Genomic DNA, 11,423 nt, shown 5'->3' with positions numbered 1-11,423 from the left:
ACTGTTTTTAAAATTTGTCAATACCCTTGTATTAATTAGTTAGTAGTTGCTAATAAATACGTAAGTTAAGGAAGTAATTCCATAAAAACTAAATTAGATAAATCAATTCCCCGTTTTGTTAACTTAATATATTCTTCTTTATTTTCTATCAATCCTTTATTTTCTAAACTTCTTAATTGCATACCATATATATCATCTACATTTAATCCGAATCTTTTTTTAAAATCTAATTTTTCAATTCCTTTAATCAATCTTAATCCTAATATCATAAATTCTGCCATTTCCATTTCTACATCTATTTCCTCATTTTCTTCAATAGGCAATCTACCATTATCTAAACACTTGAAATACTGCTTAAAATTCCTAAAATTACTCCATCTTTTGCTATTTATATTAGAATGAGCAGATAATCCTAATCCGAGATAAGGCTTTACATTCCAGTATATTAAATTATGTTTACATTCATAACCATGCTTAGCAAAATTAGATATTTCATAATGTATAAAGTTATTATCTTCTAATAATTCTATTCCTTTATGATACATATCTCTTTCCGTATCTTCATCTGGTAAGTCTAATCTTGATTCATTATATAGTTTATAAAATAAAGTTCCTTCTTCTATCTTTAAACTATAAAACGAGATATGTTCTGGCTTTAGTGCAATAACTTTTTTTAATGTATCAATAACATCTTTTATCGTCTGTCCCGGTAGATTAAACATTACATCTACATTAACATTATCAAAACCAAACTTTCTTATTAAATCATAGCTTTCTAAAAAATCTCTAGCGGTATGAATTCGTCCTATACTTTTTAATAACTTATCATTAAAAGACTGCAAACCTAAACTCATTCTATTTATTCCCAAGTTTTTGTAGTCTTTTAGTTTATACTTATCTAGCGTCTTGGGATTTGCTTCTACTGTAAATTCGATCAACGTAGAAAGATTAAATTTTTTGTAAATATGATTTACAATATCACATAAAAATTTACTATCTATACTAGAAGGTGTTCCACCTCCAATAAATATTGTTTTAACTTTATAATCTTTTAATTCGACTGAATACAAATCTATTTCTTTTTTTAAATATTTTATATAGTCTTTAATAATATATGATTTATCTGTATATGAATTAAAATCACAGTAAAAACATTTACTTACACAAAAAGGTATATGAATGTATATTCCCAATAATTCGTTCATGATTAATTCTCCTTTTAATTTAAATGTTTTCTTTACTTATTTTATATATATAACTTAAAATTGTATCGGACTTTAAAAATAGCGAGATAATTAATTGTAAAGATTCTATTATAGTTCCAAAACTTATAGCTAATATAACTAATTTTTTTCTATTGAGTTTGGTAATATATGGAATGCCAAAGCCAAAAGGAACAGATAATAGTATGTTGTAAATAACTTGCTTACTTAATAAATAATTAACTGATTTATAATTAAAGGGAATTAAATTGACTCCAGATAAGAAAGCTGTTTCATTTCTAACTACTTTTGCCATAGTTATAGGTATTGGAAATAAAGTATATTTTATTGAAATCAATAAATAAAAGTAGAATATACTAAAGAATAATAAAAAAACATTCTCTTTTTTCATTACAAATTTAAAATAAATATATAGTATACTTAATAGTACTAGTCCGATTATAATTATAGATATATCAAAGTCTATCATAAATAAACACTCCTTGTAAATTTATCAATATATTTATCTATTTTCTTAATTCAACAAAAAGAAAAGGAATCCCTTTTAAAACTAGGAATCCCCACAAAAGTAAACTTATATTATTTATCATCAAATTTCAATACCGCTAAAAATGCCTCCTGAGGTACTTCAACATTACCTAATTGCCTCATTCGTTTTTTACCCTCTTTTTGTTTCTGCAATAATTTTTTCTTTCTTGATACGTCTCCACCATAACATTTTGCAAGAACGTCTTTCCTTAATGCTTTAATAGTTTCTCTAGCAATTACTTTCGAACCAATTGCCGCTTGAATTGGAACAGCAAACAAATGTCTCGGTATAACTTCCTTTAATTTTTCAACTATACTTCTAGCTCTCTCATAAGCCTTATCTCTGTGAACTATTATAGAAAATGCGTCTACAAGCTCTTTATTGATTAAAATATCTAACTTAACTAAATCAGATTTCTGGTATCCTTTAAGTTCATAGTCAAAAGAAGCATATCCCTTTGTTTTCGATTTAAGTGCATCAAAAAAATCATAAATTACTTCATTTAATGGCAGATCATAATGCATTACTACCCTTGATTGATCTAAATATTCCATATTCTTAAATGTTCCTCTTCTTGACTGACATAACTCCATTACAGCACCAACATAGTCAGTAGGTGTCATAATCGAAGCTTCTACTATTGGCTCTTCCATATACTCTATTTCGGCTACTAGCGGCAAGTTTGTCGGATTCTGAATAGTTAACATTTCACCGTCTTTTTTCATGATTTTATAAATAACACTAGGAGCTGTAGTAACAATATTTAAATTGAATTCTCTTTCTAACCTTTCCTGAATAATTTCCATGTGCAATAATCCCAAAAATCCACATCTAAAACCAAATCCTAATGCTGCAGATGTTTCAGGCTCAAAAACTAATGCAGCATCATTTACTTGTAATTTTTCTAATGCATCTTTAACATTATTATAGTCTTCTCCTTCAGCCGGGTATACTCCGCAGTATACCATAGGTGTAACTTTCTTATAACCAGGCAAAGGCTTTTCAGTCGGATTTTGTGCATCTGTTATCGTATCACCTACTCTTGCATCTCTAACATTTTTTATACTTGCTGCAACGTAACCAACATCTCCAGCATTTAATTCTTTAACCGGTACTTGACCCGGTGCAAATATACCAACTTCACTGACTTCAAAAGTCTTACCTGTTGCCATCATTTTTATTTTCATACCTGGCTTTATATTTCCTTCAACCACTCTTATATAAGTTATAACGCCTTTATAATTGTCATAGTACGAATCAAATATCAAAGCCTTCAATGGAGCATTAATGTCTCCTGTAGGTGCTGGTATTTTCTTTACGATACTTTCTAATACGTCCTCTATATTTAATCCTTCCTTAGCTGATATCATAGGTGCATCTGCACAGTCTAGCCCTATTACATCTTCTATTTCTCTCTTTACTTCTTCTGGTCTTGCACTTGGTAAATCTATTTTATTAATGACAGGTATTATCTCTAAATCTTGTTCTAATGCTAAATAAACATTTGCTAAAGTTTGAGCTTCAACACCCTGTGCCGCATCAACTACTAGTAAAGCCCCTTCACAAGCAGCTAAACTTCTCGATACCTCATAGTTAAAATCGACATGCCCCGGTGTATCTATAAGATTTAAAATATACTCTTCACCATCTTTAGCCTTATAGATTAATCTCGTAGTCTGTAATTTTATTGTAATTCCTCTTTCACGTTCCAAATCCATATTATCCAATATTTGGTCCTTCATTTCTCTTTCGGTAAGAAGTCCCGTTTTCTCTATTAATCTATCGGCTAATGTTGACTTACCATGATCTATATGAGCTATTATAGAAAAATTCCTCACTCTTTTCTGTCTGTCTTTTGGCATACCTATCCTCCTTATAACATGGAAGTAATTCTAAACAATTATAACACAAATACATAATGTGTTAAAAGTATAAATTAATAAAACATTTGCATACTAAAATACCGGGCTTAAACCCGGTCATCTTTAAATTTGGCTATTAAATCTTTTATCTGATCAACATATTTCAATACTATAGCTCTACATTTTCTGTAATACATATCAATATCTGACTTTTCTATATTATAGATATTCCCCATCAATTGTATTTTATATATACCATTAAAATAGCTATATTCAAACAATTTTTCGTTTTCAACTTGTAAAAGTTCAACAAAAGACTGATTAACAATCTTGATACCTATGAACAAAATCAAAATAGTTAATAAAACTGTCAATCTTTTTTTCCGCTTTATTTTACGCCTAAGTTTTTCCCTTTTTAATCTTTCAAGCCTTGCTCCCATAATAATCACCAGAATTATTATGGACAAAGTCAAAAATATTTATACCTATTTATATAATGATCCAAATCTATTATCAAAAGGATAATATCTAAACACCGCTTTACCTTTAATAGATTTCACCGGAACTGGTCCAAAATACCTACTATCTTTACTTGCACCAAACTTTCTATTGTCGCCTAATACAAATACATATCCTTTTGGAATTTTTAAATCTATATCGCCATGAGTATACAAACCATCTTTCAAATAATATTCATCTAATACTTTCCCGTTAATATACACCTTACCATCTGATATCTTTATTTCATCATTCTCGACAGCTATTACACGCTTTATATAATCTACATTTGGTTTATCTGGTGCTTTAAGTATAACTATATCTCCTCTTTTCGGTTCTCCTATAATATATACTAATTTATTTGTAAACAATCTATCTCCTTCATGTAAAGTTGGATACATAGAATCGCCTATAACATATGTAGTATTGAAAATAAAAGTCTTAATTATTATAGCTATAACAACAGCATACAATATACTTTTTATCCATTCTAATATTTCATTTCTTGTCTCTTCTTTCACATAACCACCTCCAAATCAGCACATATATCATTATATCACTTTTATTCTAAAAAAAAAAGAACTTAATCTATTCATTCGATAATCCCTTTTAATGCTATATCTAGAATATTCCCAATAAATTTTGCGGCTCTTTTAGCTTCTTCAATTGTATTTAAATTACTTCCAACTTCTATTAATGCATAATGATCTTTTACATACTGATTAAACTTACCATAGGGTTTTATTATGATCCCTTTACATAATCCCGGATACATTTTATCAGAAACCGCTTTTATATACTTAGCAAAATTTAATATCTCATCTTTATTTGGGTTTTCAGGTCCAATAACGAATGAATAAGTAGCAACATCAACACCATTAATTTTAACCTTACTTTCAGCTAAAGCCTTTTTAATATAACTCGCATCTTCTGGAATGCCATCTCTATGTATATCAAAAATTATTTTTATATTTTTATCTTTATTTATTATATCTTTAACTGTCGATAAAGATCTAGAATATGACTTATTGTATGAAGGTATATCATGGTAAATATCAATATGTTTAACTTTATGACCTTTTTTAGAAAGCACCTCAGTTATAATATCTCCTATCTTTATAACATTATAATCTCTTTTCGTTGTATGATATCTATTTGATTTTATAGGCAAATATGCTTCTGTTCCATGTGTATGATATATAAGTACATATGGCTTTTCTTTATTGACTTTTAATTTTTTTACCATTTTTGTTTTTATACTATTATCCTTTAAAATACTTCCTACTTTTGCCTCAGAAGAATCTTCAATAAATATTATATCCTCCTTTATCTCCACTTTTCCATCTTCATCCAAATCAATATCCTGTTTAACAACATCTTCGTCTTCGTCCTTTTCTATTTCTCTTTCATTAGAATAATTTACACTGTTTACAGGAGTAATATCCTCTTTATTAAAAATCGATTCTATCTGTGCTTTCAAAAAAGATGTCATTTGAAAATATGATTTTAAACCATTTAAAAATTTATTAATAAAGGCTCTATCAGAATTATTTCTATATTTTTCATAATACATAGCCTTCATATATGAATTGGAATTAATAATTATTTTCAAAAAAAAATCATCTATGTCTACATCATCAGTTTTTAAATACTGCTCTTCATTCTTTGCACTAGATAAATCAGCAGCATCTGTTTTATATAAATTATTTTCTTTTTCTCCATTATAGTAAGAAATATAGTTAAATACCTCTTCAACTTCTTCATCATCATCTTTAGCAAAATCATTTGAAAGATTAGAGATTATTTTAAATCCCATAAAAAACAACACTAAACACAAAATAGCTATTATAATATACCAAATCCCCTTATCTTTATAAATCTTATACCTCATAGGTAACACTCCCCTATATTTCTCTAATGTTAGACTACTATATGAAATTATATTCTGTAAATTTTGTTATTATGAATAGAAAAAAAGCGACTAATTTTTAAGTCGCTAATTTAAATACCTATTTACATCTTTCAAATCAATTCCTGGGTGTAATGAAATATTTAATCCATTTGCAATTACTTTTGAGAGATCGTCAATCAAATCATCAACTTCTTTTGGAGTAACCATAACATTTCCCATATAAGGATTTAATACCTCTTTAATTAATTGATATTTATCTTCGCTTTCCATTTCTTCTAACATAGAATAAAAATTACTACCAACTTTAGATTGTTTCTTCATTTCACCTATTATCATATCAATAGTATCATTTACCATTGTTGCAGCATCAACAACAGTCGGTACACCTATCGCTATAACTGGAATCCCCAAATATTCTTCATTTAAACCTTTTCTTTTATTACCTACACCAGAACCAGGATTAATCCCAGTATCGGAAATTTGAATAGTACTACTTACTCTTTCCATTTTTCTAGATGCCAATGCATCTACGGCTATAACCAAATCTGGCTTAATCTTTTCGACAATACCTTTTATTATCTCTCCTGTTTCAATTCCAGTAAGACCCATTACCCCCGGAGAAATAGCAGAAACATTTGCCATTGTCTCATCTTCAATCTTCTTATAAGCCTCAAAATAATGCCTTGTAACTAAAATTTTATCTACTACTTTCGGACCTAATGCATCAGGAGTTACGTTCCAATTACCTAATCCTACAACTAGAGTTTTATTACTTTTATCAAGTTTGTGTAAAGCTTTAAGTTCTTTAGCCAATACCTTACTAATTTCATCTTTCAAATCCTGATCAGCTTTTTTTAATGCTGGCACTTCAATAGTAATATAATTTCCAATTGGTTTACCCATTTGATTTGCTCCATACTCATTAACTATCTTTACTCTTGTTATTGTATAATCATTCTTCTCTTCTTTCTCAACTTCAACCCCGGATACTTCAATGTTATTCCTTTCTTTATATAATTCTCTTGCTTCAATAGCTAAGTCAGTTCTTATTTGTAGCATTTTAACACCACCTTTATATTTAGTAGTATTTTTATATTAACTCTTTATTAAATTATTTATTCTTATTTTTGTTTTCAAATTTATCTTATCAACTGCATAATTTTTCTGATACATGGGAATAAAAGAAATAACATATTTTTCTTGCAATTTATATATGTTCATGGTAAAATATCATTTGTCAATTGCAATTGAAGGGGGTGAACCTATGGCAAACATCAAATCAGCTAAAAAAAGAATTAAAGTTATAGAAAAAAGAACTGCTATAAATAGAAGAAGAAAGTCAGAAATTAAAACTTACATCAGAAAGTTTAATGAAGCATTAGAAAGCGGAAATATTGAAGAGGCTAAAAGCTTGCTTAGATTAGTTGAGAAAAAGCTTTATAGAGCTGCTGCAAAAGGAACTATTCATAAAAATGCGGCTTCAAGAAAGGTTAGCCGTTTAGCTAGGAGATTAAATGAAGCTGTCTAATTAAATATGTAATACTTATACTTCGGGCAAAAGCCCGAATTATTTTTTTGAGAACTCAACAATTAACATTTCAAGTGCTAATCTGCTTTCTATTTCACCTCTTTTAATATCTTCGTCTACTTTTAAACACCTTTCGAATGCACTTTGTAATTCTTCAATCCTAAAATTCCTACTCTGCTCAATCAACTTCTTTACTACAAAATTCTGAACTCCTAACTTTTGTGCAATGACACCTTGACTATATCCTTTCCCCTCTAAAAGTTTTGTCATAAATAAAAGCCTAATTTGTTTAATAACCATATATAAAATTAATTGTATCGGTTCATTATTTAATATCATTTCATTTAAAAGTGTTAGTGCTTTATCTGTTCTCTTCTGTCCAATCGAATCAACTAATTTAAAAATATTATTTTCAAGGCTTCGAATTAAAACTTTGTCTATATCTCCAGTTGTAACTTCCTTTCTATCTCCTAAATAATTACATATTTTTATAATTTCATTTTCTAAGTCATAAAGCGTTTTATCGCTACTAAATTCCGAATATCCGGTATTTTCAATAAAGTATGAAATGTTTTTTTTAGTTATATTTTTATTATATTTACTAAACATCTTATATACCCATTTAACCAAATCATCTCCTTTTATTTTTGATAATTCAACAACCATACCAACATCTTTTATATTTTTTATTATCCTTTTCCTATTGTCAATTTTTTCTTCTCTAACAATAAAAATCAAACAAATAAAACTACTTATATTGCAGATATATTCATTTAGACGCTGTTCCTCTTCTTTGCTATATGTTTTGCCTCCTGTTAAAAATACTAAATTTTCTATAACTACAATTTTTTTATCTGACATAAAAGGCAACGTCTCACAAGCATTTATAATTGAATCTACACTTACTTCCTTGCCGTCCAAATGCACATAATTAAGAGTCTCAAAATTCTTATCTATATATTTTTCTTTTATCTCATTTACTATCCAATTAATTAAATAATTCTCTTTTCCATATATAAGATAAACTCTTTTTAAGTCATTATTTTGAATATCATTTAAAATCTGTCTATAACTCATAACAACACTCCCTGTCTTAAAATTTTAATTATTAACAAACTCGTATATTTTATAACCTCTCGGTGTAATTCGTATTGTAATTAATCCATCTTTATCAGTTCTATAAATTTCTATATTGTATTTTTTATATCTTTTTAATACTTCATCGCTAGGATGCCCAAATCGGTTTATACCTACACTTATAATACCATATTCAGGTTTAACTGACCTTAAAAATTCTTCAGTTGAAGATGTATTGCTGCCATGATGAGGGACTTTAATAACATCTATGTCTATGTTATTCTGGCTTGATAAGATATTCTCGACTTCTGACTCTATATCTCCAGTAAATAAAATTTTCTTACCATATGCATTTAAAAGCAATACCATAGATAAATTGTTTTCATTTTCAAATTTATTTTTATTTATTCCTTTACTAGGATATAAGACTTCAAATGACACATTTTTAGTTATATTTATCTTATCACCTCTAGTTAGTATTTTAATAGGTATATCATTCTCTGCGGCTTTTTTAATAATATCTAAATAAATATCGTTTTCCATATTCTCATACGATATAAATATATTCCTTATTTTCAATTTTTCAATCAATTTTAACAAAGCTTCACAATGGTCTTCATGAAAATGAGATATAAAGACTCCATCCAAAGCAAAAATACCCTTTTTAACCAAATACGGATAGAGTATATTTTCACCAATATCAAATTCTCCTGAAAGCGAACCTCCAGTATCTATTAAAAAGAATTTATCGTTATTAATATTAACCAAACTGCAATCACCTTGTCCAACATCTAAAAATTCTATTTCTACATCATTTTGTAGAGTAATATAAAATGTTGTTAATAATATAGTAAATAAAGTACATATCAAAAAAGTTTTCTTAATCTTCATAGATAGTAAATCAAACCTAATAAAACCTAAAAATATAAAAACGGCAAGATAATAGTAAATAATACTTTCAAATGATGGTTGTGGTAATATTAATGTCTTATACGGAAACTTATTAAAAATATTTATCAAAAATCTAGTAAAGTCTAAAATTAAATCCAATAATGTTCCTAAAAATAATGCAGTATTTATATTGATATAGGAAACAAAAATTAAAATAAACCCACCTATAACTGAAATAGACAATATTGGAACTAAAATTAAATTAGTTATTATTGCTATTAAAGATATATTATTAAAATGATATGATAGCAATGGTAATATACCAATTTGCACAGCTAGAATAGGAGACATCACATTTATAAACCTGTTATTTATATTTAATAATAATTTTACTCTTTCTGTAAATAATACTAATGATAAAGCCGATGCAAATGATAATTGAAAGCCTATATTAAAAATCCATAAAGGCTTAAAAATAAGTAAAATAAAGGCGCTAAATAAAATACTATTTGTTGCATCATATCTTCTCAAAGTCAGGTTAGAAGTCATCAATAGCGTAAAAATAATTGAAGCTCTTAATACTGATGGAGGAAATTGAACTATATAACCATAGCTCCAAATTAAAACTATTGTAATGAGAGTAGATAATTTTCTATCTAGCTGCAACATAGTAAAAACAAAAAGGAAAAAAGCCGAAATTATTCCTACATGAAGTCCCGATACTGCTAATATATGAGATACTCCCAACTCTCTAAAACTATTAAGTATATTTTTATTCAAATACGAACTTTTCCCTAATATAATTGATTTAATTATTGAACTATTTTCTTCTGACAATGCCATATCTAATACATTTAAAAATTTATTTCGGATTAATTGAGCATTATGCTCAAAAAATTTTAAATTATTTTTAGATAATAAATAAATTGAATAATCTTTTGAATATATTATTAGATTTATATCTTGTGTCTTCAAGTAAAGTCTGTAGTTAAACAATCTTGGATTTGTATTTGCCTTGGGCCTTTTTACAAAACCGATTCCCTTTATTTTATCTCCTTCTTCAAAAGTTTTTTCTCCTTTTACATTTAATAATACTTTTTCTTTTATATGATAAATATTTCTGTTAATTCTAATATAATCGGTAACTAATACATATTTTGAACGAGACGAATTTTTAATAATTTTTTCTTTTACTATACCTGCATATTCCACTCTATTATCATACAAAAATTGCAATTTATCTTCTTTAATCATATTACTGCTAGTATTATAATATCCAATAAAGAAAATTAGCAAAAATAAAGAATATATAAATGCCTTTTTATTTAAAATTGATAGTATAAATAAAATTATAGAAGATAATAAACCTACAAATAATAAACTTGTTATAATATGAAATTTATATCCAAAGTAAACTCCAAGAATATATGGAAATAAAAAATAAGAAAATGGCCTCTTCATACTTTAAAACCCCATTAACTTTTACTTAAAATAATTATATCATGAACAAAATATTTAATTTAAATTAATAAGGAAAATTATGATAAAATTTATTACAAATAATTATATTTTACACCACTTTACAAGAAATAAAGAGTTAGCTTCCATAAAGTAGAAAAATCAGACATCTAAATCCTAGGAATACTAATCATAACTAAAAAAAAAATCTAGGAGATGTCTGATTATGATTAGTATATCCAAAAACTCTATAAAACAAACATTAAAACAATATTTATATGAATATAGACATATTTTTAAGAAGCGAAGCTTTAATATATTTTACTGGCTAATACTGTCAATACTTGCACTTGAAGAAGTAAGGTCAATAAAGTTTATATACGATAACTTTATAAAAAAATATACGGTCAAAACTTTGAATTCACTATATTATTTTTTATCCTAT

General features: G+C 27.0%; 11 protein-coding genes. 2 read left to right on the top strand and 9 right to left on the bottom strand.

Features of this window, described 5'->3' with window-relative positions; translation table 11 throughout:
• Positions 1 to 65 precede the first annotated feature (65 nt).
• The 7 genes from hemW to gpr form a co-directional block, all read right to left on the bottom strand.
• Complete coding sequence (gene hemW, locus BUB51_RS02335; RefSeq protein WP_073195107.1) at positions 66 to 1,205, bottom strand: radical SAM family heme chaperone HemW; 1,140 nt, start codon at positions 1,203 to 1,205, stop codon at positions 66 to 68.
• Positions 1,206 to 1,224: 19 nt separating this feature from the next.
• A complete protein-coding gene (locus BUB51_RS02330) occupies positions 1,225 to 1,692 on the bottom strand; it encodes a VanZ family protein (RefSeq protein ID WP_073195105.1) in 468 nt (155 codons plus the stop codon).
• 110 nt (positions 1,693 to 1,802) lie between these two features.
• Positions 1,803 to 3,614: a translation elongation factor 4 gene (gene lepA / locus BUB51_RS02325; protein WP_073195102.1), complete on the bottom strand. Its 1,812-nt coding sequence runs from the start codon at positions 3,612 to 3,614 to the stop codon at positions 1,803 to 1,805.
• A 107-nt stretch (positions 3,615 to 3,721) separates the two neighbouring features.
• Positions 3,722 to 4,054 carry a hypothetical protein gene (locus BUB51_RS02320; protein WP_035161467.1) on the bottom strand — a complete coding sequence of 111 codons (333 nt, stop codon included), beginning with the start codon at positions 4,052 to 4,054 and terminating at the stop codon, positions 3,722 to 3,724.
• Between the two features lie 45 nt (positions 4,055 to 4,099).
• Entirely contained in the window at positions 4,100 to 4,633 is a 534-nt protein-coding gene (lepB, locus tag BUB51_RS02315) for a signal peptidase I (RefSeq protein ID WP_035161465.1), read from the bottom strand.
• A 71-nt stretch (positions 4,634 to 4,704) separates the two neighbouring features.
• Complete coding sequence (spoIIP, locus tag BUB51_RS02310) at positions 4,705 to 6,003, bottom strand: stage II sporulation protein P (RefSeq protein WP_073195100.1); 1,299 nt, start codon at positions 6,001 to 6,003, stop codon at positions 4,705 to 4,707.
• Between the two features lie 105 nt (positions 6,004 to 6,108).
• Positions 6,109 to 7,083, bottom strand: a complete 975-nt coding sequence (gene gpr, locus BUB51_RS02305; protein ID WP_035161460.1) for a GPR endopeptidase — start codon at positions 7,081 to 7,083, stop codon at positions 6,109 to 6,111.
• Between the two features lie 205 nt (positions 7,084 to 7,288).
• Here gpr and rpsT point away from each other — a divergent pair, with 205 nt between their 5' ends.
• Positions 7,289 to 7,552 carry a 30S ribosomal protein S20 gene (rpsT, locus tag BUB51_RS02300; protein ID WP_035161458.1) on the top strand — a complete coding sequence of 88 codons (264 nt, stop codon included), beginning with the start codon at positions 7,289 to 7,291 and terminating at the stop codon, positions 7,550 to 7,552.
• Positions 7,553 to 7,591: 39 nt separating this feature from the next.
• Here the strand turns inward: rpsT and holA are convergent, their stop codons facing one another.
• Complete coding sequence (gene holA / locus BUB51_RS02295; RefSeq protein WP_073195098.1) at positions 7,592 to 8,629, bottom strand: DNA polymerase III subunit delta; 1,038 nt, start codon at positions 8,627 to 8,629, stop codon at positions 7,592 to 7,594.
• Positions 8,630 to 8,653: 24 nt separating this feature from the next.
• Complete coding sequence (locus tag BUB51_RS02290; protein ID WP_073195097.1) at positions 8,654 to 10,981, bottom strand: DNA internalization-related competence protein ComEC/Rec2; 2,328 nt, start codon at positions 10,979 to 10,981, stop codon at positions 8,654 to 8,656.
• Positions 10,982 to 11,204: 223 nt separating this feature from the next.
• Here BUB51_RS02290 and BUB51_RS13305 point away from each other — a divergent pair.
• Positions 11,205 to 11,423 (top strand): hypothetical protein (locus BUB51_RS13305; RefSeq protein WP_278293829.1); only part of this gene is annotated, 219 nt, incomplete at its 3' end.

It is taken from the genome of Caloranaerobacter azorensis DSM 13643, assembly GCF_900129995.1.
GTDB classification, from domain to species: domain Bacteria; phylum Bacillota; class Clostridia; order Tissierellales; family Thermohalobacteraceae; genus Caloranaerobacter; species Caloranaerobacter azorensis.
Note: the sequence above shows the minus strand (reverse complement) of the source record. Positions and strands in the feature narration are given on the sequence as shown.